Origin of the sequence: Marimonas lutisalis, assembly GCF_005434965.1 — a bacterium.
In the GTDB taxonomy this organism is placed as follows: Bacteria; Pseudomonadota; Alphaproteobacteria; order Rhodobacterales; family Rhodobacteraceae; genus Marimonas_A; species Marimonas_A lutisalis.
Window position 1 is genome coordinate 750,499 of the sequence record NZ_SKCI01000002.1, and the last position, 23,801, is coordinate 774,299.

Sequence of the window (23,801 nt, forward strand, 5' to 3'; positions counted from 1 at the left end):
GCGAGGTGAAGGGCGGGGAGGACTGGTCCCCGCTGGAACAGGCACTGCTGGACGCCTGCCGAACGGGCGACGAGGTGGGGCCCGCGGGGGTGACACTCCCCGATGACCAAGACGATGCAAAGGCGATGGTGCGGCGTTGCGGCCCAAGGACACATCGGACCCGACCCGCCGGGTGCGGGCGGGGTTGATCCGTTACCTGTTGCGCGGGGGCTGCGACGGCGAGGGCGGCGCGCGGCCGCATCCCAAGGGGGTGGCGCTGTGGGGGGCCTGGATCGACGGGGCGCTGGATTTCGAAGGCTGCGAAACCTCGCTTGACCTGACGCTTGCGTATTGCCGCTTCCCGGATCAGCTGGTGTTTCAAAATGCAAGGCTGGGCGGGCTCTACCTGACCGGCAGCCGATGCGCACGGGGGTTGGAGCTGCACCGACTGGAGACCGAAACGGATGTGCATTTGCGCGATGGCTTTGCCAGTGATGGGCTGGTTGATCTAGGCGGGGCGCGGATCGGCGGGCAGCTGACTTGCCGTGGTGGGCGGTTTGACGGGGACGGAAGCCTGGCGCTCAATGGCGATGCGCTGATGGTGGAGGAAAGTCTTTACCTTAGTGACGGGTTCAATGCCAAGGGGCAGGTAAAATTGGGCGGGACAAGGATCGGAGGGCAGGTGGTTTGCAGCGGTGGACGGTTTGACGGGGGCGGAGGCCGAGCGCTGTATGGTGATTCGATGGAGGTGGGGGCGAGCCTTCTCCCGCGCGCCGGCTTCGAGGCCAATGGGGAGGTGACCCTGCGAGGGGCGAGGATCGGTGGGCAGGTGGCTTGCAGCGGTGGGCGGTTTGACGGGGGTGGAGGCCGAGCGCTGTATGGTGATTCGATGGAGGTGGGGGCGAGCCTTCTCCTGCGCGACGGGTTCGAGGCCAATGGGGAGGTGAACCTGCGAGGGGCGCGGATCGGTGGGCAGCTGTCCTGCGTCGGCGGGCGGTTTGACGGCGGCGAGGGTCGAGCGCTGACTAGTCAAGCGCTGGAGGTGGGGGCGGATGTGTTCCTGCGGCTGGCGACGGCGGAAGGCAAGGGGACGGCGCGGGCCTGTCATCTGAGCGGGCGGGTGGATTTTTCCCGGGCGCGGATTGGTGGGAACCTGCGGATCGAAGGCGCGAGGATCGAGGGGATCGTGGACCTTGAGAGTGCGCGGATCGAAGAAGGGTTCTACTGGCAGGGTGTCAAGGGGGACGTGGAGGCCCTCGACCTGACCGAGGTGAGGCTGGGGGTGCTGCGCGACGATGCGGAGAGCTGGAAGACGGTGCAGAACCTCCGGCTTGGCGGACTGCAGTTCGACAGTGTGCAGAGCCAGATGGGCATTGCCGAGCGGCTTGACTGGCTGGACCGCAAGCTGGAGTGGCCCCTGCCGGAGGAGATGAAAAAGGCGCTGGAGCATCAGCCGTGGCTCGAGGCTGCGCCCGACGGGTTCGACCCGCAGCCCTATACCCAGCTGGCCAAGGTGCTGGAGGCGCAGGGCAATCGCGGCGGGGCGGCGCGGGTTCTGGAGGTGCGCGAGCGCAAGGTGCGGGCGGCGGCGCAGCGCCGGGCGGCGGGACGGATCGACGGAAGCTGGCGCGCCGGGGTTTCCTCGCTTCCAGCGGTGGCGCAAGCGGGCTGGGATACGATGTTTCGCTGGCTGTTCGGCTATGGCCACGCACCCGCGCGGGCGCTTCTGTGGGTCGCGGGGATTTGGGTTTTCTGCTACTGGCTTTATGGCAACGCTTATGCGGCGGGGCAGATGGCGCCGGCCTCGGACGTGGTGCTGACCTCGGGTGATTGGGGGCGAGCACTGAAGGCGGGATGCACGGAAATAAAGCAGGCAGGTTGTGATATGCCGCTGCATCTTTGGGCAGGCGACGGGGCGGGGAAGAAGCCGATGCCGACCGCGCGCGATTACGAAACCTTCAGCCCGGCGCTCTATGCGCTCGACTTATTCGTGCCGCTGGATGCGCTGGGGCAGGAGAACGCCTGGGCCCCGTCGAAGGATCGCGGGTGGTGGGGCTGGTGGGGCTACTGGATGCGCTGGGCGGTGCAGGTGATGGGATGGATCATCACCGCGGTGGGCGCCGCGGTTGTCACCGGCCTGATCGGGCGCAAGGAATAGGCGAAAGCTGGCGCATCGGCGCGCGGGATGTTGCCGATGCGCCGTGCCGTGGTTAGCTGTGGGGCAAAGGCCGCGACAGGCGGCTGATCGGGCAAAGGGGGCGCAGATGCGCTGGATCTTCAGGGTGTTCGGGGCGCTGGTGGTGGCCGCGCTGCTGCTGGCCGGGGGGCTGTTGCTGCTGCCCGGAGAGAAGATCGCGCAGGTGGCGGTGGACCAGATCCGCGCGGCCACGGGCCGGCAGGTGAGTGTCGAGGGCGGGGTGGAGCTGTCCTTCTACCCGGTGCTGGGGGTACGCACCGGCAAGGTAACGATCTCGAACGCGGACTGGTCGGACGAGCCGCTGATGCTGAGCGCGCGGGGCCTGAGCATCGGGGTGGAGACCGGGGCGCTTTTCCGCGGGCAGGTGCGGGTGAAGGCGCTGGAGTTGGTCGGGCCCGAGATGCTGCTGGAGCGGAGCCGCGACGGGCGGTTCAACTGGGAGATCGAGCGCGGCACCGGCGGCGCGGGAGGGCGCGGCATGGCGTTCGCGCTGGACCGGCTGGAGGTGAGCGACGGCAGCCTGCGCTACGTGGATCATTCCGACGGCTCGCGCCAGCGCTTCGACAAGTTGGACCTGACGTTGCTGGCGCCCGACCTGGCCGGGCGGGCGCAGATCGAGCTGACCGCGCATCCGGCGGGAACGCCGGTGGCGCTCAGGGGCGCGATCGACGGGTTTCTCGGTTTTCTCGACGGGGCGCCGGTGCCGGTCGAGGCGACGCTGACGGCCGGGGGCGGCACGCTGGAATTTGCCGGTCGCGCCGGGGCGGGCGGCGATGCCGAAGGACGGCTGAGCGCCGATCTGCCGCGCACCAAGGCCTTTGCCGCGGCGCTGGGCCTCGGGGCGGTCGCGCCGCCCGAGGGGATGGGCCGCGCGATCCGCGGCGAGGGGCTGATCGTGCTGACAGATGGCAAGGCGCTGGCGCTGCGCAAGATGGCGCTGCGGCTCGATGACAACGCGATCACCGGCGATGCGGACATCACGCTGGACGGCAAGACGCAGCTGCGCGCGCGGCTGCGCGCCGGTGCACTGGATTTCGCCGGGGCGCCGGAGGCGGGCGGGGGCACGGGCGGCGGCCAGGCCGAAAGCAGCGGCTGGTCCACCGCGCCGATCGACGCCAGCGGGCTGGGCGCTTTGGATGGCCAGGTGCGGCTTACGGCCGAGAGCATCGACCTGGGCCGGGTCAAGCTGGACGCGACAGACGTCACGGTGACCATCGACCGCGCCCGCGCGGTGTTTTCGCTCAACGACGTGGCGGCCTATGGCGGCGCCTTCGGCGGCGAGTTCGTGATGAACAACCGCAGCGGCCTCTCGGTGGGTGGCAAGCTTTCGATGCGCGGGGTCGAGACGAAGGACCTGCTCTCGGACATGGCGGGCATTACCCGGCTGTCGGGCAAGGCCGACGGCAACTTGGGCTTCCTCGGCGTGGGCCAGTCTCTGAATGCGATCATGAACAGCCTCCAGGGCGATGGCCGCATCGCCATGGGCCGCGGCGTGATCGCGGGCATGGATCTCGACCGGCTGATGCGGTCGGGCGACGGCAGCGGTGGCACCACGATCTTCGACAGCCTCGGCGCCAGCTTTACCATGGCGGGCGGCAACCTTGTGAATTCCGACCTGAAACTGGCGCTGCCTGGGATCGAGGCCACCGGCACGGGCCGTATCGGTCTGGGTGCGCGCGATATCGATTACCTCTTCACCCCCGTTGCGCTCAAGGCGCGCGGCGGACGCGGCCTCGCCATACCGGTGCGCATCCGCGGGCCGTGGAGCGCGCCCCGGATCACCCCCGACATGGGCGCCGCGGTCGATCTCAACCTCGCCGAGGAGAAGAAGCAGGTCGAGGAAAAGGTCGAGCAGAAGGTCAGGGAAACGCTCAGGAAAGAGCTCGATGTCGAGGTACAGGAGGGCGAAAAGGTCGAGGATGCGCTCAAACGCAAGGCCGAGGAGGAGCTGATGCGCGGCCTGCAGAAACTGCTCGAATAGGCGGGGCGCGTCTGACAGGCTCATCGCCCTGCCGCTCTTTCTTGGCAAAAATACTCAAAACCCGGCGATGACGACGGCGCACCGTGTACAGTCAGCGCAGCCGCTACGGAAACGCCCGGGCCGAGGCGTCAGCCGAGGCCCCGTCGCGACGCGCGACGCGCGGCGCAATACCTGCCCGCGGATCAGCGCTTGCGGTCGCGGCGGCTCGACATCGGCTGGAAGGCGACGCCGACATGGGCCTCGCAATAGGGTTTGCCGGCCTGCACCGGCAGGCCACAGAACCAGAAATCCTCGGTCGCCGGGTCGCCCACGGGCCATTTGCAGGTCCGCTCGGTCAGTTCCATCAGGCTCAGCTTCTTGGCCTTCTTCTCGATCTCGCTGACCTTGGCAAGGGCCTCGGGGCTGATCTCGTTGGCCGAGGGCTGCGGCGGCAGCGGCTGGCCGGCCGGGATGATCTGCTTACGCGCCGGTGTGGGCGCGGGTTTGGCTTCGGTCTCGGCGGCCTTCGGCGCGGTCTCCTTGGCGGGCTTTGCCGCCTTGGCGCGGGTCGCGCGCGGCTTGGCCTCGGCCTTGGCGGCGGGCTTGGCCTTGGCCTCGGTCTTGGGGCTGCCCGAAGAGCGGTTCGACAGGCCCAGGCGATGCACCTTGCCGATCACCGCGTTGCGGGTGACACCGCCCAGTTCCTTGGCGATCTGGCTGGCCGACTGGCCTTCGCCCCACATCTTCTTCAGCAGCTCAACGCGTTCATCGGTCCAGGACATGCATCTTCCTCGGTATTCAAAGCGAAAAGGCGGCCATGCGTGCGGGGCCGCCTCAACATCAGGTCGGTCTCTATACTAAACACTGCAGCCCAAGTTACAAGGTGTCAGATTGGCCTGCGCAGCCCGCGATGGGCCTGTTTTTCAAACATTTTGGCCCGATATCGGCCGCGCGGCGTTTCAGCTGCGCCTCGCGCCAGGCCAGGAGGGCTGCGCCGGCCACGATCACGCCCGCGCCCGCGAGTGACACCGCGTCGGGCCAGCTGCCGAAAACCAGCGCGTCGAAGCCGGTGGCAAAGACCAGCGTGGCATAGGCAAACGGCACGACAAAGCTCGCCTCGGCGCGGGCCATGGCGTTGACATAGGACGCCTGTGCACAGGCCATGAAGATGCCCACCCCGGCCAGCGCGGCCCATTGCGCCGGGCTGGGCTGGGCCCAGACGGGCCAGACCGCGGCGCTGGCGATCAAAAGCCCAAAGCTGTTGTTGATGAACAGGATCTGTAACGTGCCCTCGCGCCCCGAGAGAAGCTTGATCACCGTGATCTCGATGCCCATCACCACCGCCGCCGCCAGCGCCAGCAGCGCCGCGGGCTGAAACGCCGCCGCGGTGGGGCGCAGGAGGATCAGCCCGCCGACAAGCGCAATCGCCGCCGCGCCCCAGCGGATCGGGCCCACCCGTTCACCCAGCAGCGGAATGGCCAGCATCATGGCAAAGACCGGGTTGAGAAAGCTGATCGCGGTGGCATCGGCCATCGGGATATAGGCCACCGCGGCAAAGAGAAGCGACACCCCGCCCCAGCCGGCCAGCGTGCGAAAGGCATGCAGCGGCAGGTTGGGCCGCTCGAGGCGCAGCCGCACCACCAGCGCGGCCGAGGCGATCAGCATCCAGGCGAAGAGAAACCGGCCATGGCTGACCTGCAGGGCATGCAGAGGATCGCCCAGCCGCGCTGTGCCGGCCAGTTTCGCCATCAGCGTCGAGGCGGCGATGAAGGCACAGGCCATCAGCATGAAGCCGATGGCGAGGCCGGGGTTCTGGGCGCGGGGCGTGAACATGGCCGTTCTCATGCGCCGGGGCGGGGTGCAAGTAAAGCGCGAAAAGCTTTGACTTGCGCGCGGTGCCGCCGTATGTCCCCGGCCATGAACATGATTGCTGCACAGATCATCCGCCGACGCCGACGCGTCTGATCCCCGGCTGAGTCCGGGCGCCCCTGCTCTGGGCGTTTTCGTGTTCCCGCCGCGATCGCGGCACCAACCCTCAAAAAACATTGACGAATGGCCCCGCAAAAGGCAAACCCGGGGCTTCTTTCTGGGAAAGGATACGACCATGATCCCGTCTGTTCTGCCGACCTATAACCGGGCCCCCCTCGAATTCGTGAAGGGCGAGGGCAGCTGGCTGGTGGAGCGTGACGGCCGACGCTTTCTCGATCTCGGCAGCGGCATCGCGGTGAACGCGCTGGGCCATGCCAACCCGGATCTCGTCGCGGCGCTGACCGAACAGGCCGGCAAGCTCTGGCATGTCTCGAACCTCTACCGCATCCCCGAGCAGCAGAAGCTGGCTGACCTGCTGGTGGAAAACACCTTTGCCGACACCGTCTTTTTCACCAATTCCGGCACCGAGAGCTGCGAATTGGCGGTGAAGATGGCGCGCAAGTACTGGTACGAGGCAGGCGATGCCGAGCGGGTCGAGATCATCACCTTCGAAGGCTCGTTCCATGGCCGGTCCTCGGCGGCGATTGCCGCGGCGGGTTCGGAAAAGATGGTCAAGGGCTTCGGCCCGGTGCTGGGCGGGTTCACCCACTTGCCCTGGGGCGACATGGCCGCGTTGAAGGCGGCCACCACCGACCGCACGGCGGCGATCCTGATCGAACCCATCCAGGGCGAGGGCGGCATCCGCCCGCTGGCCGACGAGGACCTGCGCGCGATCCGCGCGCTCTGTGACGAGACCGGCGCGCTCCTCATCCTTGACGAGGTGCAATGCGGCATGGGCCGCACCGGGCGGCTTTTTGCGCATGAATGGGCGGGCGTCACGCCGGACATCATGATGGTGGCGAAAGGTATCGGCGGGGGGTTCCCGCTGGGCGCGGTTCTGGCGACCGAGCGCGCCGCGAGCGGCATGACCGCGGGCACCCATGGCAGCACCTATGGCGGCAACCCGCTGGGCTGCGCGGTGGGCGCGAAAGTGGTCGAGATCGTCTCGGACGCGGGCTTCCTGGCCGGCGTCAACGCCCGGGCGGGCGCGCTGCGCCAGAAGCTCGAAGGCCTTGTCGCGGCGCATCCGGACGTGTTCGAAGAGGTGCGCGGCGCGGGGCTGATGCTGGGTCTTCGCTGCAAGGCACCGGCGGCGGACGTGGTCGCGGCGGGCTATGACAACCTGGTCATCACCGTACCGGCGGCCGACAACGTGATCCGCCTGCTGCCGCCGCTCAACATCACCGAGGACGAGATCGCCGAGGCGGTGACGCGCCTCGACGCGGCCGCCACGCAGATCGAATCCGCCTCTTCATCTGACTGAAAATACCTCGGGGGTCCGGGGGCAGCGCCCCCGGCCGGCCCGAGACAAGGGACAGAGACATGAACCATTTCCTGGATATCCACAAAACCGACCCGGCCGCGTTGCGGCAGATGATCGACCACGCAAGGGCGATGAAGGACGCGCGCCGGGACCGCACGCGCGGCGCCGCGGATGACGAGCAGCCGCTGGCCGGGCGCATGGTGGCGCTGATTTTCGAAAAACCGTCGACGCGGACCCGCGTCAGTTTTGACGTGGGTGTGCGCCAGATGGGCGGTGAGACCATGGTGCTGAGCGGCAATGACATGCAGCTGGGCCACGGCGAGACCATCGCCGACACCGCCCGCGTGCTGAGCCGCTATGTCGACCTGATCATGATCCGCACCTTCGATGAATCGGTGCTGCAGGAGATGGCGGAATATGCCGACGTGCCGGTGATCAACGGGCTGACCGACCGCACCCACCCCTGCCAGATCATGGCCGACGTGATGACCTTCGAAGAGCATCGCGGCCCGATCGCCGACAGGAAGGTGGTGTGGCTGGGCGACGGCAACAACGTCTGCGCGTCCTTCCTGCACGCGGCCGCGCAGTTCGGGTTCGACATGACCGTGGCGGGGCCGGTGCAACTGGAGCCCGAGCCGGAATTCGTGGGCCTGGCGCGCAAGGCCGGTCGCAAGATCGCCATCGAGCGCGACGCGAAGAAGGCGGTCGAGGGCGCGGACCTGGTGGTGACCGATACCTGGGTCAGCATGCATGACAGCCAGTCGAGCCGCGAACGCCGCCATAACATGCTGCGCCCCTATCAGGTGAACGAGGAGCTGATGAAGCACGCCAAGCCCGACGCGCTCTTCATGCATTGCCTGCCCGCGCATCGCGGCGAGGAAGCCACGAGCGAGGTGATGGACGGGCCGCATTCGGTCGTCTTCGACGAGGCGGAAAACCGGCTGCATGCGCAAAAGGCGATCATGCGCTGGTGCCTGGGCGTCTGAGCGACAGCGCAGGCGTTTTCAAATTGTGCGTTTCCGCGCGCTTTTATTCAGCTAAGGTCGGGGTGATGCCCCGGCCCTGACGCCGGCGCGGGTTTCAGCGTCGGCGTTTTGAGTATTTGGGCCAAGAAAGAGCAGCGGAGGCTTGATGGCGGAACCGAGGATCGTTGTGGCGGGCGCCGGGGCGGTGGGGTGCTTTGTCGGCGGGGTGCTGGCCGCGGCGGGGCGCGACGTGGTGCTGCTGGGCCGGGCGCGGTTGATGGAGGAGGCGCGGGCCGGTCTGTGGCTGAGCGATTTCGCCGGGTGGGAGACGCGGGCTGCGCCGGAGGTGTCGGAGGCGCCGGACGTTCTGGCCGGGGCCGATGTCGTTCTGGTCTGCGTCAAGTCGGGAGCGACCGAAGAGATGGGGCGGCTGATTGCGGAGCATGCGAAGGAGCGGGCGGTGGTGGTGAGCCTGCAGAACGGGGTGCGCAATGTCGGCCATTTGCGGCGGCTGTTGCCGGGGCGGGATGTGCGCGGCGCGATGGTGGGCTTCAACGTGGTGGCGCGGGGGCCGGGGTGGTTTCACCGTTCGACGAGTGGCGAGATCATGGTGGAGGCCGGGGCTGGCCTGGCGCAGTTGATGCGGGTGCCCGGGCTGGTGGTCGAGGAGCGTGCCGATATCGAGGCGGTGCAATGGGGCAAGCTGATCCTGAACCTGACCAATGCCGTCAATGCGCTGTCGGGGCTGAGCCTGCGCGAGATGCTGCTGGACCGTGGCTGGCGCCGGGTGATGGCGGCGCAGATGGCAGAGGCGTTGCGGGTGCTGCGGGCGGCGGGGATCGTGGCGAAAGTGCCCGCGAAGGCGCCGGGTTGGGCGATCCCGCCGATCCTGCGGATGCCGACCTGGGCATTCCGGCGGATTGCGGCGCCGATGCTGACGGTGGACCCGCGGGCGCGCACCTCGATGGTTGCGGACCTTGAGGCCGGGCGGCGCACCGAGGTGGACGAGTTCCAGGGTGAGATCGTGCGGCTGGGCGAACGGCATGGTCTGGCCACGCCGGTGACTGCGCGGGTTCTGGCAGAGGTGCAGGCCGCCGGGCGCGATGGCGTGCGGCCGCTGCGCCCGGACGATCTGTTTCAGTAAGCCTCAGGCCACGATGGCGTTGAGGATGTAGAAGATCAGCGCCGACATCAGCGCGGCGGCAGGCACGGTGATGACCCAGGCCGCGATGATGGTCATGAAATGCGACCGGCGCACGAGCTTGCGGCGGCGGCGTTCCTCGGGCGCGATGCGCAGGTCGTCGGGAATGCCGTTGGCGTTGAGCTTCATGCGCTTCGCGGTGTGCCATTCGCGGAAGAAGCCGACACCGAAGACACCGCCCACGGCGATATGGGTGGAGGAGACCGGCAGGCCCAGCCATGAGGCCACGATCACGGTGATGGCCGCCGAGAGCGCCACGCAATAGGCGCGCATCGGGTTGAGCTTGGTGATCTGGGAGCCGACCATGCGGATGAGTTTCGGCCCGAAGAGGAAGAGGCCGAAGGAGATGCCGAAGGCGCCGATCACCATGACCCAGAGCGGGATGGACACCTTGGCCGAGAAGGCGCCGAATTCAGTCGCGTGGACGATGGCGGCGAGCGGGCCCACGGCATTGGCCACGTCATTGGCGCCATGCGCAAAGCTGAGCAGGGCGGCGGAGATCACCAGCGGCAGGCCGAAGAGCACCTTGAGCGACTTGTTGCGGTTTTCCAGGCCCTTGCTTTGGCGGCGGATGAGCGGGATGGTGACGAGCCAGGAGAGGATGCCGAGCACGAGGCCGATGAGCAGCGAGGTCTGGATGTCGATCTTCATCACCCGCTTGAGCCCCTTGAGAGCAAGGTAGGCTGCGAAGGCACCGGCCATGATGCCGACGAGGATGGGTACCCATCTGCGGGCGGCGGCGATCTTGTCCTCCTGGTAGATCACGCGCGATTTGATCAGCGCGAGGAAGGCCGCGGCAATGACGCCGCCCAACACGGGCGAGATGACCCAGGAGGCGGCGATCTTGCCCATGGTGGGCCAGTTCACCGAGGCGAAGCCGGCCGCGGCGATGCCCGCGCCCATGACGCCGCCCACCACCGAGTGGGTGGTCGAGACCGGCGCACCGATCCAGGTGGCGAGGTTGACCCAGAGCGCCGCGGATATGAGCGCGGCCATCATCGCCCAGATAAAGACCTGCGCGTTCTCCATGGTCGAGGGCGCGATGATGCCCTTGGAGATGGTTGAAACCACGTCGCCCCCGGCGATGAGTGCGCCGGCGCTTTCGAAGATCGCGGCAATGGCGATGGCGCCGCCCATGGTGAGCGCATTGGCGCCCACGGCGGGCCCCATGTTGTTGGCCACGTCATTGGCGCCGATGTTGAGCGCCATGTAGGCCCCGAAGACGGCGGCGGCGACGACGACCATGTTCATCGGCATCTGGCCGAAGAAGAAGCCCGCGCCGATGCCGGCGATCACGATGAAGGCCAGCGCGATCCCGGGGGCCACCATCGGGCGTGCGACGTATTGCGTGCCGGCTTCGAGATAGGAGAACCGGTGCAGGTCGCGGTCGAGCGTTTCAAGGTGATTTGCGTCGTTGGGCGTCTCGCTCACGTCTCTCTCCCCTCATTTTCAGCATGGGGGTAGAGAAGGCGCCGGACAGGATCAACAGTTTTGTCGCAAAACTGTTACAAAACCTTCACAAATCGCGGATCAGGTCCTTCAACTCGGGTTCGCGCACCATGTTGGCGGCCTTCTCCGGGCTGACCCATTTGCGGCGGCGCTGCGAGGATTCGGGGAACTTGTCCTTGAGCTCTTCGACCTCGACCGGGAACACCAGCGTTTCGACCGGAACGGGCAGGCCCGAGTTGAGTTCCTTGTCATAGTCGTAGGTGCCGAGCGCATCACCGGTGACGCGGCCGCGTTTTACGCCGGCCTCTTCCCAGGCTTCCTGAAGCGCGGCGCCGGCGGCGTCCTTGCCATCGATCGGCCAGCCCTTGGGGATGATCCAGCGGCCGGTATCGCGCGAAGTGACCAGCAGCACCTTCTTTTCCGCGCCTTTGCGCGTGAAGCACAGCGCGCCCACCTGCAAACGTTTTGGACGCTGAAGAAGTGGCTGGACCAGTTCGGCCCAGGCTTTTTTGAAACCATCGGTCATTGTTTGTACCGCTAACCCGCCGCAAGAATTCTTTTTCTGGAATTTGATATAGGTCAAATATGAGGGAATTGCAAAGGCGCGGTCATTTCCGGGGTTTGGCGCGCAGGGTCGGGTCGGCCTTGGTGGGGTCTTCGGGCCAGGGGTGTTTGGGGTAGCGGCCGCGCATGTCCTTGCGCACGTCGGCATAGGAGCTGGCCCAGAAGCCAGGGATGTCGAGCGTGGTCTGAACCGGGCGGCCGGCGGGGCTGAGCAGGGTGACGCGCAGGGGGGTGGTGCCGACCATCGGGTGGCTGGTCTGGCCGAACATTTCCTGCAGGCGCAGCTGGATTTCCGGGGCGTCGCCGGAATAGTCGATCGGGGTTTTCCGCCCAAGGGGCGTGGTGAAATGCGCAGGCGCCAGTTGGTCGAGGCGCTGCATCTGCTCCCAGCTGAGCATGGCGCGCAGCGGGTCGAGGATATCGAAGGCTTTCCAGTCCTGCGCGGTGCGGATGCCGGCGAGATGCGGCAGGAGCCAGTCTTCGAGCGAGGCAAGGAGCGCGTCATCGGACATGTCGGGCAGGTCTTCGCCAGCGTCGCGGGCCAGCGCGACCCGGGCGCGGAAGCGCCGGACCGCGTCGGAGGGTGCAAGGCCGAGGTCGCGGACGCCCGCGCACATGGCCCGCGCGATGGCGTCGTCGGGCGCGTCCTTCCAGATGCGGTCATCGAGGATGAGCGCGCCGAAGCGTTCTTGGCGCCGGGCAATAACGCGGCGGTCCCGTTTGGACCAGTCACAGGTCTCGTGCCAGGCGATCTGGTCGGCGAAAAGGGCGCGGATTTCGCCCTGGGTGATGGCGGTGCCCATCCGGATGCGGGCCTCGCGCGGGTTGCCGTCGGTGTCGGTGACAACAAGGAAGGGCGTGGCGGCCAGCGGATCGTCCTCGGCCAGCACCGCGCCCTTGCCGCCCGACAGCACATAGCGGGGCTGATCGCCCTTGCGGCGCTGGCCGACGCGGTCGGGATAGGCCAGCGCGGCCATCTCGGCGGGGGAATACCGGGTGGAGGTGCCCGACGCTTGCCGGGCGAGGCGTTTGGCCTCGGTGCGGATGCGATCAAGCGCGGGGCGGTTGGCCTGGAAAGGGCGGGTCTGCGAGAACCGCTTGAAATCGGCGATCGCTTCGAGCCGCAGGGTGAGATCGACCGGCGCGCCGCGCGAGAGCGGATCACGTTCGGCCAGTAGGGCGGCCAGCGGCGCGGCGTCTGGGCCCGCGATGGCCAGCATATGCGCGAGCCGCGGGTGCAGGGGCAGGCTGGCCAGCGTCTTGCCATGCGCGGTGATGCGGTTTTCGGCATCAAGCGCGCCCAGCATGCGCAGGAGCGCCTGGGCTTCGGCAAAGGCGCCCGGGTTGGGCTGGGTCAGGAAGGGCAGATCGGTGGGCGCCGCGCCCCAGAGCGCAAGTTCGAGCGCGAGGCCGGAGAGATCGGCGGCCTCGATCTCGGCCGGGGGAAAGGGGGCGAGCGCGCCTTCTTCGCCCTTCGTCCAGAGGCGGTAGGCGCGGCCCGGGGCGACGCGGCCGGCACGGCCCGCGCGCTGGGTGGCCTCGGCGCGCGTGACCCGTTCGGTGACCAGCCGCGACATGCCCGAGGACGGATCGAACCGGGCGCGCCGCGCGCGGCCGGCATCGACGACCACGCGGATATCCTCGATCGTGAGCGAGGTTTCGGCGATCGAGGTGGCGAGCACGATCTTGCGGCCGTCGCGCGCGGGCGCGATGGCGGCGCGCTGATCCTTAAACGGCATGGCGCCGAAGAGCGGGCGTAGATGACAGCCGGGGGGCAGTTTCGATTTCAAGAGCGCCTCGGTGCGGCGGATTTCGCCTTCGCCGGGCAGGAAGACCAGAACGCCGCCCTCGGTTTCGGCCAGCGCGTCGAGGACCAGCGCCGCTGTGGCCTCCTCAAGCCGCGCGGTTTTCGGCAGCGGGGTATCGCGCCAGACGGTTTCGACCGGGTAGCTGCGGCCTTCGGAGGTGATGAGCGGGGCCTGCATCAGCCGGGCCAGCGGATCGGCATCAAGCGTTGCCGACATCGGCAGCAGGATCAGGTCGTCGCGCAGGGCGCCGGCAATTTCAAGGCAGAGCGCGAGACCGAGGTCGGCATTGAGGGAGCGTTCATGAAACTCGTCGAAGAGCACCGCGCCGATGTCTGACAGGCCCGGGTCGGACTGGATCATGCGGGTGAGGATGCCTTCGGTGACGACCTCGATCTTTGTGGATTTGCCCACTTTCGTTTCGCCGCGGATGCGGTAGCCCACGGTTTCGCCCGGCGCTTCGCCCAGGGTTTCGGCCATGCGTTCGGCGGCGGCACGGGCGGCCAGCCGGCGCGGTTCGAGCATGACGATCCTGCCAGACACGAGGCCCGCCTGCAGAAGGGCAAGCGGCACGACGGTGGTCTTGCCGGCCCCGGGCGGCGCCTGCAGAACGGCGCGGCCCTGCGCGCGCAGCGCGTCGATCAGCGGCGGCAGGGCCTGGGAAATGGGCAGGTTGGTATCCACGCGCCCCTTATCGCCAAGCTTGGCGCGGGGGTAAATGCCCGGATTGCTCAGGCCAGCAGCACGTCACCGGCATCGATCGCGGGCACCCAGCGAAAGGTGATCGCCATCTCGGCGTTGCCGTCGCCATCGGCGTCGATCTGCAGCGTGTCGCCGGAATAGCGCGCCTCGGCGCCGGTGCCCGAGAAGGCGGCGGTGCCGATATAGGACAGCCCGGCAAAGGCCGTCAGGTCGATCAGGTCTTCGCCGCTGTCGAAGCCTTCGACGGTGTCCTGGTCCTGCGGGGCAAGGCCGCTGTCGCCAGGGGCGAAGACGAAAATGTCCTGCGCGTCGGTGTCTTCCCAGCCATAGATCAGGTCGGCGCCGGCACCCCCGACCATGACATCTTCGCCCATGTCGCCCGAGAGCGTGTCGGCGCCGGCGTCGCCATAAAGCGTGTCATTGCCGACGGAGCCATAGAGACCGTCATCGTCATTGCCGCCGTAAAGCCGGTCATTGCCGCCATCGCCATAGAGCGTGTCGTTGCGATCATCACCCTTGAGGATGTCGTGGCCGCTGCCGCCGCCGATCGTATCCTCGCCGCCGCCACCGAAGGCGCGGTCATTATCGTCGCCGGCCCAGATTTCATCGTTGCCGCCGTCGCCGCGCAGGGTGTCGCGGCCCTGTTCACCGGTCAGCGTGTCATGGCCGCGGGCGCCGATCAGCTTGTCATCGCCGCTGCCGCCGCCCATCACGTCGTCAGAGTTGCCGCCATTCAGGGTATCGTTGCCACCCTCACCCCAGAGCGTGTCGTTGCCGCCCTTGCCGAAGATCAGGTCATGGCCCGCGCCGCCGCCCGAGACATCGTTGCCACGCCCGGCATTGACGGTATCGTCGCCATCGCCGGCCCAGATGGAATCGTCGCCACCCATGGCGAGGAACTTCTCGTTGGCCGCGGCGGCCAGGGGCGCGCTGTAGCTGCCCGAGTAAAGCTCTTCGTTGCCGCCGGCGTCGTAGACGACATTGACCCCGTTGACGAAGTAGTTGAGCCAGCCTGCGACATCGGCCACCTCTTCGTTGGCATCGCCGTCTTCGTTCAGGAACCGGCCGTTCTCGTAGGTGAAGCCGATGTGATAGATCGCGTCGGCGATGGTGTTGACAAAGTTGCGGCCCTGAAATTCCAGCGTGCCGCCATCGCCCTGCACCAGGTGAAAGCCGGTTTCGATCATGCCTTCGTCGTCGCCGTGGCCGTCGACGAAAGCGTCGTAGAGCGCGGGGTTGGCGCGGATGTAATCGCTGATCGCGCGGGCATCGTTCGCCGTGATCCGGCCATCGGCGTTCACGCCGGTGGCAGCGATCGCTTCGGCGATGACATCGTTCATCAGTTCGGCCGCCAGGGCCCCGCCCTCGATATCGGCATCGGCAATCTGCGCGCGCAGCCCGTCGTCGTTGCGGACATGGGCGGCGATACTGTTGAGCGTGTCGAGGGTGTTGGCCATCTGTGTCTCCCGGTGTGGCAAGGGTGGGGGTGATCCTGCCGCATGCCTAGCAAGTCTGCCTGTGCTTCTCATGGCCTAGGCCGGAAATTGGGCGGAAATCGGGCAACCCGCTGGCGGTGTCTTCCCGTTGGCGGATACGTGCCGACGCTGGACATCCGCCGGGATGCTGGGGCAAAAGGCGCAAGGATTTGCGGCACAAGGGAAAACGGGCGCGCAAGCCTTTTGGAGAGCACGATGACAGATACGCAAACGCTTGCCGAGCGGATCCATGCCGGGGACCGCCGGGCGCTGGCCCGGGCGATCACGCTGGTGGAGAGCGGCCGGGCCGACCACCGCGCGCAGGCGACCGAACTGCTGGAGGCGCTGAAGGGAAAGGGCCGGCAGGCCGTCCGTATCGGGCTGTCGGGTACACCGGGGGTGGGCAAATCGACCTTTATCGAGAGCTTCGGCTGCCTTCTCACCGAAAAGGGCCTGAAGGTGGCGGTTCTGGCGGTCGATCCCAGTTCGGCCCGGTCGGGGGGCTCGATCCTGGGTGACAAGACGCGGATGGAGCGGCTGAGCCGCGATCCGCGGGCGTTCATCCGGCCCTCGCCCAGCCAGTCGCACCTGGGCGGCGTGGCGCGGCGCACGCGCGAGGCGGTGGCACTGTGCGAGGCGGCGGGGTTCGACGTGGTGCTGATCGAAACGGTGGGGGTGGGCCAGTCGGAAACCGTGGTGGCCGAGATGTCGGACCTCTTTATCCTGCTCCTGGCCCCGGCAGGCGGCGACGAGTTGCAGGGCGTCAAGCGCGGCATCATGGAGATGGCCGACATGATCCTGGTCAACAAGGCCGACGGCGATCTGAAACCGGCAGCGACGCGGACCTGCGCCGACTATGCCGGCGCGCTCAAGCTCTTGCGCAAGCGGCCGCAGGATCCCGAAGGGTTCCCCAAGGCGATGATGGTCTCGGCGCTGGCCGAAGAGGGGCTGGAAAAAGCCTGGGAGGAGATGACCGCGCTGGTCGAGTGGCGCCGGCAGAACGGGTTTTTCGACGGCGCCCGCGAGGCGCAGGCGCGCTACTGGTTCGGCGAAGAAGTGCGCCAGGGTCTCCTGAAACGGCTGGAGGGCGAAGCCGCGCGCGCGGTGATGGACGAGCTGTCGCGCCGTGTGGCCGAGGGCGATATCACCGCCACGCGCGCCGCCGAGGAAGCCCTGGCACGGATCGGCGCCTGATCCCCTGCTTCATCTGACCCCAAATACCTTCGGGGGTCAGGGGGGCAACGCCCCCCTGCATGTCTCATAGGGTGCGCCGCAGGCGCGCAATTCAGGTCAGGCATCGGCGGCCTGGAGCGCCGGGCCCGGGTGAAACCCGCCGTCCTGCCAGCCGATATCCCATTCCCTGACAGGCTCGGTGCGCGCGCGCAGGCGGCTGAGGCGCCAGCGCTGGCCGCCCGGGTGATGGGCGGGCTGCATCCGCCAGCGGGTTTCCACCCCGGGCGCGCCGCCCTGTCCGGGGGTGAGGATGAGCCCCAACGGCCGGTGCGCACCTTCGCGTGCGCCGGTTTCGGCCGCGAGGTGCAGCCGCCGCACCGGGGTGAGCGGCGGCGGTTCGGGCAGGTCGGCCACCACCAGCGGCACCGCGCCCGCGCGCAGGCATTCCTCCATGCTCCACAAGAGATCGACGGGCCGTTCGGGCGCGACGAAGATGAAGCGTGCGGGATCGGCGATCGGGGCCATGCCATCGGGGTTGAGGGCGGATTTTTCCCACCGCAGCGCGATCCAGAACACCGGCCCCTGCATCTGCCCCGCGACCCAGAGCGCGAAACTGCGCCGGGCGGCGCCGCAGGCCTCGTGCAGGCGGGCCTGCGCGAGCGACAGGTCGGGCGCCAGCCGGATGGCGGGCCGGTCGCGGTTCTGGCGTTGCGGGAGCAGGGGGTGGGCGTGGATCGACATGGGGCAAGGATAAATGTTCACTATTTGTTCCGCAAGCAGGGATTCGGGGCGCGGGGGCGAAAAACGACGTGGGATTTCGGAATTCGCCCTTTACCGCCCGGCATGCTGCGGCATAGTGGCGGCAACCGAGATGGGAGGATTCCAGATGCCGTTGACCATGAACCGTGAGGTTTTCATCACCTGTGCCGTGACCGGATCGGGCGGCACGCAGGACCGTTCCCCGCATGTGCCGCGCAGCCCCAAGGAGATCGCCGAGAGCGCGATCGAGGCCGCGCGCGCCGGTGCCGCGGTGGTGCATTGCCACGTGCGCGACCCCGAGACCGGCGCACCGTCGCGCCGGCTGGACTATTACCACGAGGTCACCGACCGCATCCGCGAGGCCGAGGTCGACGTGGTGCTGAACCTGACCGCCGGGATGGGCGGCGACATGGTGTTCGGCCCGACCGAGCGACCGTTGCCTTTGCGCGAAGAGGGCACCGACATGATCGGCGCGGCCGAGCGGGTGGAGCATGTGAAGCAATGCCTGCCGGAGATCTGCACGCTGGATTGCGGCACGATGAACTTTGCCGAGGCCGATTACGTGATGACCAACACGCCCGGCATGTTGCAGGCGATGGGCCGGATGATGACGCATCTGGGCGTGAAGCCCGAGATCGAGGCCTTTGACACCGGGCACCTGTGGTACGCGAAGCAGCTGGTCGCCGACGGCATCCTCGACAGCCCGGCGCTGGTGCAGCTGTGCATGGGCGTGCCCTGGGGCGCGCCCGATGACATGAACACCTTCATGGCGATGGTCAACAACGTGCCCGACGACTGGACGTTCTCGGCCTTTGCGCTGGGCCGCAACCAGATGGCCTATGTCGCGGCGAGCGTGCTGGCCGGCGGCAACGTGCGCGTGGGGCTGGAGGACAACCTGTGGCTGGACAAGGGCGTGCTGGCCACCAATGCGCAGCTGGTCGAGCGCGCGGTGGGCATCATCGAGCGCATGGGCGCGCGGGTGATCGGCCCCGAGGCCGTGCGCGACAAGCTGGGGCTGGTCAAGCGGGCGCCCGCGGCATGAGGGCCGCGACCCTGGCCGCGCTGGTGCTATGCCCCGGTCTGGCCGGGGCGCAGGAGGCGTGGTGGCAGGGTGTGTGGGCGGCCGAGTCCGGCTGGTGCGCCGTGGCCGAGCGGATCGGCAGCGTGACACCTGCGCCAATCGCGATCACGCCCGCAGAAGTGCTGGGATACGAGAATTCCTGCCGGATCACCCGGGTGGACGAGCACGCGATGGTGGGTGCGGTCAGCCTGATGCTGGAATGCCAGTCCGAGGGCAGCGTGTTCGACGAGGCGCGGCTGATCATGAATGCAGGTGAGGCGATCTGGATCTGGTTTGGCGCGGACGAGCCGATACGGTTTCATCGCTGCCCCGGCCCCTTGCCGGCCTGGTGGCCGGTGGAATGAAACGCGTGGCGGTCCTTCTTGCCCTGCTGCTGGCGGGGTGCACACCGGCGCCCGCGCCCGAGGGCGTGCGCAACCCGCAGGCGCCGATTTCCAGCCAGGTGGATGTGATGGCCGGGCGGATGGCGGGCGACTGGGTGGTGCGCGCGAGCTGGTCCGAGGTGGCCCGGCCGGGCGAGCGGCTGCACCTGCGCGCGGGACAGGGCGGCGGGCTGTGGCTGGGCGAGATCGCGCTGCCGGCGCGGGGCCACGGCCGGTTCGGCGGCGGGGGTGGCATCCCGCAATGGTGGGTTCTGTGGCTGGACGCCGATAACCGTACCGCCGCCATCGGCACCCCCGGGGGCGAGTTCGGCTGGATCATGGACCGCAAGAGCAAGGGCGGCGCCGACCGGATCCGGGCGGCGAAAGAGATCATGGATTGGATGGGCTATGACATGGCCCGCGCGAGGGAGTGACAGGAATGGAAAAGACGGCGGCGATCATCGGCGGCGGCGTTATCGGAGGCGGATGGGCGGCGCGGTTCGCGCTGAATGGCTGGGCCGTGCGGGTGTTTGACCCGGACCCGCAAGCCGAGCGCAAGATCGGCGAAGTGATGGCCAATGCGCGGCGGTCCCTGCCCGGGCTGGGTAACGTGGCGCTGCCCGACGAGGGAGAGATCAGTTTTCACCCCACCGTGGCCGGGGCGGTCGAGGGCGCGGCCTGGGTGCAGGAGAGCGTGCCGGAACGGTTGGACCTGAAACAGAAGGTCTATGCCGAGATCATGACGCATGTGGGCGCAGAGACCATCGTGGGATCGTCGACCAGCGGTTTCAAACCCAGCGAATTGCAGGAGGGGATGCCGCGGGCCGAGCAGATCGTGGTGACGCACCCGTTCAACCCGGTTTACCTGCTGCCGCTTGTCGAACTGGTGACGACGCCGATCAACCATGATGTGCTGATCGCGCGGGCCAAGGACATCCTGACCACGCTGGGCATGTTTCCGCTGCACCTGCGCAAGGAAATCGACGCGCATATCGCGGACCGGTTCCTGGAAGCGGTCTGGCGCGAGGCGCTGTGGCTGATCAAGGACGGGATCGCCACCACCGAGGAGATCGACAACGCGATCCGCTATGGCTTTGGCCTGCGCTGGGCGCAGATGGGTCTGTTCGAGACCTACCGCGTGGCGGGGGGCGAAGCGGGCATGCGGCATTTCATTTCGCAGTTCGGCCCGGCGCTGCAATGGCCCTGGACCAAGCTGATGGATGTGCCGGAACTGACCGACGAGCTGATCGACATGATCGCCGACCAGTCGGATGCGCAATCGGGCCGGTATTCGATCCGCGAGCTGGAACGCATTCGCGATGCCAACCTGGTGAGCAAGATCCGCGGGTTGTCGCGGACCGACTGGGGCGCCGGCGCGATCCAGCGCAAGCATGACCGGGCGATCGAGGCGGCGGCCGGGCTGCGGCGCCATGTCGACGAGGTCGAGGATCTAAGCCAGCCGATCCTGACGGCGCGGCGGGCGGTGCCGACCGAATGGCTCGATTATAACGGGCACATGAATGAAAGCCGGTACCTGGAGGCATTTTCCAACGCCAGCGACCGGTTCATGCTGATGGTGGGCTGCGACGAGCAGTATATCGCCAATGGCGGCAGTTATTTCACCGCCGAAACCCATATCCGCCACCTGGGCGAGGCGCATGCCGGGGCGATCATCACCATCCATACCCGGCTGATCGACGGGTCGGGCAAGAAGATGCATATTTTCATGGAGATGCGCGACGATGCGGGCGAGGTGGTCGCGACCTGTGAGCAGGTGCTCCTGCATGTGAGCCTGGAGACAAGGCGCACCGCGCCGCCCGCGCCGCAGATCGAGGCGGCGCTGGCCAAGGTGGCGGCAGCGCAGGCCGGGCTGCCCATGCCGGAGGGGCTGGGCCGGGGCGTCGGGGCGCCACGCTGATGCCGCGGGTGCTGATCACCGCGGGTGCGTCGGGGATCGGGCGGGCGATGGCCGAGCGTTTCGATGCTGGCGGGTTCGAGGTGTGGATCACCGACATTGACGAGGCGGCGCTGGACAAGGTGCCGGGCCATTGGGTGGCGCATCATTGCGATGCCGCCGACGAAGGCGACGTGCGCGCGGTGTTTGATCTGCTTGCCGCCGCGGGCGGGCTCGATGCGCTGTGTGCCAATGCCGGTGTCGCCGGGCCGACGGCGCCGGTGGAGCAGGTGGCGCTGGAGGACTGGCGCGCCTGCGTGAGCGTGAACCTGGAAGGTGCGTTCCTGGCCGCGAAATACGCCGCACCGCTGATGAAGCGGGCGGGCAGGGGCAGTATCGTGCTGACCTCGTCGACCGCCGGCATATACGGATACCCGAACCGGGCGCCCTATGCGGCGGCGAAATGGGCGGTGATCGGGTTGATGAAGACGCTGGCGATGGAGCTGGGCCCGCATGGCATCCGCGCCAACGCGATCTGCCCCGGCGCCGTGGAAGGCCCGCGCATGGAAGGCGTGCTGCAACGCGAAGCCGCGCTGAAGGGCGTGACCCGCGACGCGGTTTACACGGGCTATGCCAGCGGCACCTCGATGCGGTCCTGGGTTACGGCGCAGGACGTGGCCGAGATGGCGCATTTCCTGTCGACGGAGGCGGCAAGGCTGGTGTCGGGGCAGGTGATTGCGGTGGACGGCCATACCGAAAACCCCGATCCCAAGGTCTGAACCCGCCCCCTGCATCGCGCGCCCAACCGCCCACCCCGCGCGATGCAGGGGGCGGTGTGACGTTTGAGTATTTTTGGCAAGATGAAGCCGGACCGGATCAGGTGAGACTGCGCAGATATGCCAGGTGGTCCGGCAGGTCGCGCGCGGGGATCTTGGCCTGGCGCACGAGATCGTCGAAATGCGCGGTGATCGCCTGCACGCGTTCCGTGTCGCGGAAGGCGAGGTAATTGCGCCCGAGATAGAGCACCGCGAGGAGCGGGCCGAAGATGGTGACCGGCGCCGAGAAGATGCGCCGCGCGTCGAAGAGATAGAGGCGCAGGCGCGGGTAGAGCTGGGCGTGGATCGCCTCGATCCGGTCGAGCTGTTCGCGGCGCAGATCGGCCGACAACCCGGTGTAGTAACCTGTGCCGGCGGCGAAGCTCTGAAGCTCGTATAGCGGCAGGGCGATTTCGTAATCCGACTGGGCGGCGCGCATCCAGGTGAGCCGGTCTTCGGAGGCGCCGATGGCCTGTTCGGCGGTGCGCCCGAGATGCGGTGCGTATTCCCATTCCAGCACCGCGCGGGTTTTCAGCATGTCGGGCAGGGCGGCAGGCACGTGGCGGATTTTGTAGCCCGCGGCCTCGCGGTGCCATTCGAAGATCTGTTCATCGACCAGCGCGCGGGGCGCCTGGGTGAGGGTAAGCGAGGTGGCGAGCAGATCGGAGGCGGTTTCGGGCCGGTCCGACAGAGACAGGAGCCAGTCGGCGGAAACGCCGAGCGCTGCCGCGCATTCGCCCACGACCTGCGCATTGGGCAGGCGGGCGCCGGTGTCCTTGAGCAATTGCGAAATCGTCGAGCGATCTACGCCGATGGCGCGTGCAAGCGCGCTTTGGGTCATGTCGCGCTGTTGCATCGCCTGGGCGAGACGGTCGCGGAACTGCATGGCGCGGGTTCGTTTGTCGATTCTATTCGGCATGTGATGATAATTATCACTAATGCGGAGTTTTGTTAATCATATTCGGAATACGCAACGGCGCGCCGGACAGGTAACGGTTTCGTGACACATAACATGCGAGGGAAGATGGAGAGCCGGCGGCGCACCGTGCTGAAAGCGGTGCTGTGGAATATCCTGGGCCTGACGGTGATGGCGGGTGTCGGGCTGATAATGACCGGTTCGGCCGCCGTGGGCGGGGCGATGGCGGTGATCAATACGGCGATCGGCTTTGCTATGTATCTCATTTACGAGCGTATCTGGGCGCGGGTGAACTGGGGGCGGCATGGGTAGGGTGCCGGCTGTTGAATGGCCCACGCTGGCGCTGATCGCGCTGAGCTATGCGGTCTGGGCGCTGGGCACGACATGGGCGGCCGCGCTGTTCCTGCCGCTGGGCATGGTGATGGTCGTGCTGGCGGCGGCATTGCATTCCTCGCTTTGTCACGAGGTGCTGCACGGGCATCCGACGCGGCATCGCTGGCTGAACGAAGCGCTGGTTTTTCCGCAGCTGACGCTGCTGATCCCTTATGGCCGGTTCCGCGACACGCATATCGAGCATCACCGCGACGAGCGGCTGACCGACCCCTATGACGACCCCGAGACGAATTACCTGGACCCGGCGATATGGCACCGGTTGCCGGGCTGGTGGCGCGGGGTTCTGCGGTTCAACAACACGCTGGCGGGTCGGTTGCTGGTGGGGCCGCTGGTGGCGCAGGTCGCGTTCATGGCCGGCGACTGGCGGCGCATCCGCGCGGGAGAGCCCGGCGTGCTGGCGGCGTGGCTGATCCATGTCCCGGCGGTGGCGGCGGTGATCTGGTGGATGGCCGCGTTTGGCCGGATGCCGGTCTGGGCGTGGCTGCTCGCCAGCTATGCGGCGCTGTCGATCCTGAAAATCCGGACCTTCCTGGAGCATCGCGCGCATGAAGAGGTGCCGGGGCGCACGGTGATCATCGAGGACCGGGGGCCGCTGGCGTTTCTGTTTCTCAACAACAACCTGCACGTGGTGCATCACAGCCTGCCGGGGGTGCCGTGGTATCGGCTCTGGGCGCTGTACCGGGCCGAGCGTGACCGGTTCCGGCAGATGAACGACAGCTATCTCTACCGCTCCTATGGCGAGGTGTTCCGCCGCTATTTCTGGCGGGCGAAGGACCCGGTGCCGCATCCGCTCTGGAAAGACCACTGAATTGAGTGCAT

Annotated in this window: 21 protein-coding genes; 13 read left to right on the forward strand and 8 right to left on the reverse strand. The window is 67.6% G+C overall.

Annotated elements, in window-relative coordinates; translation table 11 throughout:
* Positions 1-136: 136 nt before the first annotated feature.
* Together E0501_RS11815 and E0501_RS11820 are read left to right on the forward strand one after the other, a co-directional pair.
* Complete coding sequence (locus tag E0501_RS11815) at positions 137-2,137, forward strand: hypothetical protein (RefSeq protein WP_137701548.1); 2,001 nt, start codon at positions 137-139, stop codon at positions 2,135-2,137.
* Between the two features lie 106 nt (positions 2,138-2,243).
* Complete coding sequence (locus E0501_RS11820; RefSeq protein WP_137701549.1) at positions 2,244-4,157, forward strand: AsmA family protein; 1,914 nt, start codon at positions 2,244-2,246, stop codon at positions 4,155-4,157.
* 182 nt (positions 4,158-4,339) lie between these two features.
* Here E0501_RS11820 and E0501_RS11825 read toward each other — a convergent pair whose 3' ends face one another.
* A complete protein-coding gene (locus tag E0501_RS11825; protein WP_137701550.1) occupies positions 4,340-4,918 on the reverse strand; it encodes a GcrA family cell cycle regulator in 579 nt (192 codons plus the stop codon).
* Between the two features lie 94 nt (positions 4,919-5,012).
* A complete protein-coding gene (locus tag E0501_RS11830) occupies positions 5,013-5,981 on the reverse strand; it encodes a DMT family transporter (RefSeq protein WP_235857829.1) in 969 nt (322 codons plus the stop codon).
* A gap of 259 nt (positions 5,982-6,240) precedes the next feature.
* On the opposite strand from E0501_RS11830, the gene E0501_RS11835 reads away from it, so the two are divergent.
* From E0501_RS11835 to E0501_RS11845, 3 genes are all read left to right on the forward strand, one after another.
* Positions 6,241-7,428: an aspartate aminotransferase family protein gene (locus tag E0501_RS11835; protein ID WP_137701551.1), complete on the forward strand. Its 1,188-nt coding sequence runs from the start codon at positions 6,241-6,243 to the stop codon at positions 7,426-7,428.
* 59 nt (positions 7,429-7,487) lie between these two features.
* Positions 7,488-8,414, forward strand: a complete 927-nt coding sequence (gene argF / locus E0501_RS11840; protein ID WP_137701552.1) for an ornithine carbamoyltransferase — start codon at positions 7,488-7,490, stop codon at positions 8,412-8,414.
* A 145-nt stretch (positions 8,415-8,559) separates the two neighbouring features.
* The gene (locus E0501_RS11845; protein WP_137701553.1) at positions 8,560-9,537 is read left to right on the forward strand and encodes a 2-dehydropantoate 2-reductase; all 978 of its coding nucleotides are present in this window, start codon (positions 8,560-8,562) and stop codon (positions 9,535-9,537) included.
* A 3-nt stretch (positions 9,538-9,540) separates the two neighbouring features.
* On the opposite strand, the gene E0501_RS11850 is transcribed toward E0501_RS11845, so the two are convergent.
* The 4 genes from E0501_RS11850 to E0501_RS11865 all read right to left on the reverse strand — a co-directional run bounded on the left by E0501_RS11850 (position 9,541) and on the right by E0501_RS11865 (position 15,571).
* Positions 9,541-11,025: an inorganic phosphate transporter gene (locus tag E0501_RS11850; protein WP_137701554.1), complete on the reverse strand. Its 1,485-nt coding sequence runs from the start codon at positions 11,023-11,025 to the stop codon at positions 9,541-9,543.
* Between the two features lie 85 nt (positions 11,026-11,110).
* Positions 11,111-11,569 carry an NUDIX hydrolase gene (locus E0501_RS11855; protein WP_137701555.1) on the reverse strand — a complete coding sequence of 153 codons (459 nt, stop codon included), beginning with the start codon at positions 11,567-11,569 and terminating at the stop codon, positions 11,111-11,113.
* 82 nt (positions 11,570-11,651) lie between these two features.
* A complete protein-coding gene (gene hrpB, locus E0501_RS11860; RefSeq protein WP_137701556.1) occupies positions 11,652-14,096 on the reverse strand; it encodes an ATP-dependent helicase HrpB in 2,445 nt (814 codons plus the stop codon).
* A 47-nt stretch (positions 14,097-14,143) separates the two neighbouring features.
* Positions 14,144-15,571, reverse strand: coding sequence for a calcium-binding protein (locus E0501_RS11865; RefSeq protein WP_161594608.1), 1,428 nt, complete (start codon positions 15,569-15,571; stop codon positions 14,144-14,146).
* Between the two features lie 234 nt (positions 15,572-15,805).
* Between E0501_RS11865 and meaB the strand changes: the two genes are divergently transcribed.
* Positions 15,806-16,783 carry a methylmalonyl Co-A mutase-associated GTPase MeaB gene (gene meaB / locus E0501_RS11870; protein WP_137701558.1) on the forward strand — a complete coding sequence of 326 codons (978 nt, stop codon included), beginning with the start codon at positions 15,806-15,808 and terminating at the stop codon, positions 16,781-16,783.
* A 96-nt stretch (positions 16,784-16,879) separates the two neighbouring features.
* On the opposite strand, the gene E0501_RS11875 is transcribed toward meaB, so the two are convergent.
* The gene (locus E0501_RS11875) at positions 16,880-17,503 is read right to left on the reverse strand and encodes an ImuA family protein (RefSeq protein WP_137701559.1); all 624 of its coding nucleotides are present in this window, start codon (positions 17,501-17,503) and stop codon (positions 16,880-16,882) included.
* A 145-nt stretch (positions 17,504-17,648) separates the two neighbouring features.
* On the opposite strand from E0501_RS11875, the gene E0501_RS11880 reads away from it, so the two are divergent.
* Genes E0501_RS11880 through E0501_RS11900 form a run of 5 tightly spaced genes read left to right on the forward strand, consistent with a single transcriptional unit; the run spans position 17,649 to position 21,637 of the window.
* A complete protein-coding gene (locus E0501_RS11880) occupies positions 17,649-18,563 on the forward strand; it encodes a BKACE family enzyme (protein ID WP_137701560.1) in 915 nt (304 codons plus the stop codon).
* Positions 18,560-18,946 (forward strand): hypothetical protein, encoded by a 387-nt coding sequence (locus E0501_RS11885; RefSeq protein WP_137701561.1) that lies wholly within the window; start codon positions 18,560-18,562, stop codon positions 18,944-18,946. Before E0501_RS11880 ends, E0501_RS11885 begins: the two co-directional genes overlap by 4 nt.
* Positions 18,943-19,398 (forward strand): lipocalin family protein, encoded by a 456-nt coding sequence (locus tag E0501_RS11890; protein WP_137701562.1) that lies wholly within the window; start codon positions 18,943-18,945, stop codon positions 19,396-19,398. The genes E0501_RS11885 and E0501_RS11890 overlap by 4 nt, the downstream gene beginning before the upstream one ends.
* A gap of 5 nt (positions 19,399-19,403) precedes the next feature.
* Positions 19,404-20,882, forward strand: coding sequence for a carnitine 3-dehydrogenase (locus tag E0501_RS11895; protein WP_137701563.1), 1,479 nt, complete (start codon positions 19,404-19,406; stop codon positions 20,880-20,882).
* Positions 20,882-21,637 carry an SDR family oxidoreductase gene (locus E0501_RS11900; protein ID WP_137701564.1) on the forward strand — a complete coding sequence of 252 codons (756 nt, stop codon included), beginning with the start codon at positions 20,882-20,884 and terminating at the stop codon, positions 21,635-21,637. The genes E0501_RS11895 and E0501_RS11900 overlap by 1 nt, the downstream gene beginning before the upstream one ends.
* A 97-nt stretch (positions 21,638-21,734) precedes the next feature.
* Here the strand turns inward: E0501_RS11900 and E0501_RS11905 are convergent, their stop codons facing one another.
* The gene (locus tag E0501_RS11905; protein ID WP_137701565.1) at positions 21,735-22,592 is read right to left on the reverse strand and encodes a helix-turn-helix domain-containing protein; all 858 of its coding nucleotides are present in this window, start codon (positions 22,590-22,592) and stop codon (positions 21,735-21,737) included.
* A gap of 105 nt (positions 22,593-22,697) precedes the next feature.
* Between E0501_RS11905 and E0501_RS11910 the strand changes: the two genes are divergently transcribed.
* Positions 22,698-22,901 carry a DUF2061 domain-containing protein gene (locus E0501_RS11910; RefSeq protein ID WP_137701839.1) on the forward strand — a complete coding sequence of 68 codons (204 nt, stop codon included), beginning with the start codon at positions 22,698-22,700 and terminating at the stop codon, positions 22,899-22,901.
* Positions 22,894-23,790 carry a fatty acid desaturase gene (locus tag E0501_RS11915; protein ID WP_137701566.1) on the forward strand — a complete coding sequence of 299 codons (897 nt, stop codon included), beginning with the start codon at positions 22,894-22,896 and terminating at the stop codon, positions 23,788-23,790. The genes E0501_RS11910 and E0501_RS11915 overlap by 8 nt, the downstream gene beginning before the upstream one ends.
* The last annotated feature ends 11 nt before the right edge of the window (positions 23,791-23,801 follow it).

Excerpts from the sequence above, each read along its gene's own strand:
- E0501_RS11895 (WP_137701563.1), top strand. The coding sequence starts at position 19,404 with ATGGAAAAGACGGCGGCGATCATCGGCGGCGGCGTTATCGGAGGCGGA.
- E0501_RS11845 (WP_137701553.1), top strand. The coding sequence starts at position 8,560 with ATGGCGGAACCGAGGATCGTTGTGGCGGGCGCCGGGGCGGTGGGGTGC.
- E0501_RS11885 (WP_137701561.1), top strand. The coding sequence starts at position 18,560 with ATGAGGGCCGCGACCCTGGCCGCGCTGGTGCTATGCCCCGGTCTGGCC.
- E0501_RS11910 (WP_137701839.1), top strand. The coding sequence starts at position 22,698 with ATGGAGAGCCGGCGGCGCACCGTGCTGAAAGCGGTGCTGTGGAATATC.
- E0501_RS11890 (WP_137701562.1), top strand. The coding sequence starts at position 18,943 with ATGAAACGCGTGGCGGTCCTTCTTGCCCTGCTGCTGGCGGGGTGCACA.
- E0501_RS11880 (WP_137701560.1), top strand. The coding sequence starts at position 17,649 with ATGCCGTTGACCATGAACCGTGAGGTTTTCATCACCTGTGCCGTGACC.
- E0501_RS11825 (WP_137701550.1), bottom strand. The coding sequence starts at position 4,918 with ATGTCCTGGACCGATGAACGCGTTGAGCTGCTGAAGAAGATGTGGGGC.
- E0501_RS11820 (WP_137701549.1), top strand. The coding sequence starts at position 2,244 with ATGCGCTGGATCTTCAGGGTGTTCGGGGCGCTGGTGGTGGCCGCGCTG.
- E0501_RS11905 (WP_137701565.1), bottom strand. The coding sequence starts at position 22,592 with ATGCCGAATAGAATCGACAAACGAACCCGCGCCATGCAGTTCCGCGAC.
- meaB (WP_137701558.1), top strand. The coding sequence starts at position 15,806 with ATGACAGATACGCAAACGCTTGCCGAGCGGATCCATGCCGGGGACCGC.
- E0501_RS11875 (WP_137701559.1), bottom strand. The coding sequence starts at position 17,503 with ATGTCGATCCACGCCCACCCCCTGCTCCCGCAACGCCAGAACCGCGAC.
- E0501_RS11835 (WP_137701551.1), top strand. The coding sequence starts at position 6,241 with ATGATCCCGTCTGTTCTGCCGACCTATAACCGGGCCCCCCTCGAATTC.
- E0501_RS11830 (WP_235857829.1), bottom strand. The coding sequence starts at position 5,981 with ATGAGAACGGCCATGTTCACGCCCCGCGCCCAGAACCCCGGCCTCGCC.
- E0501_RS11855 (WP_137701555.1), bottom strand. The coding sequence starts at position 11,569 with ATGACCGATGGTTTCAAAAAAGCCTGGGCCGAACTGGTCCAGCCACTT.
- argF (WP_137701552.1), top strand. The coding sequence starts at position 7,488 with ATGAACCATTTCCTGGATATCCACAAAACCGACCCGGCCGCGTTGCGG.
- E0501_RS11865 (WP_161594608.1), bottom strand. The coding sequence starts at position 15,571 with ATGGCCAACACCCTCGACACGCTCAACAGTATCGCCGCCCATGTCCGC.
- E0501_RS11900 (WP_137701564.1), top strand. The coding sequence starts at position 20,882 with ATGCCGCGGGTGCTGATCACCGCGGGTGCGTCGGGGATCGGGCGGGCG.
- E0501_RS11915 (WP_137701566.1), top strand. The coding sequence starts at position 22,894 with ATGGGTAGGGTGCCGGCTGTTGAATGGCCCACGCTGGCGCTGATCGCG.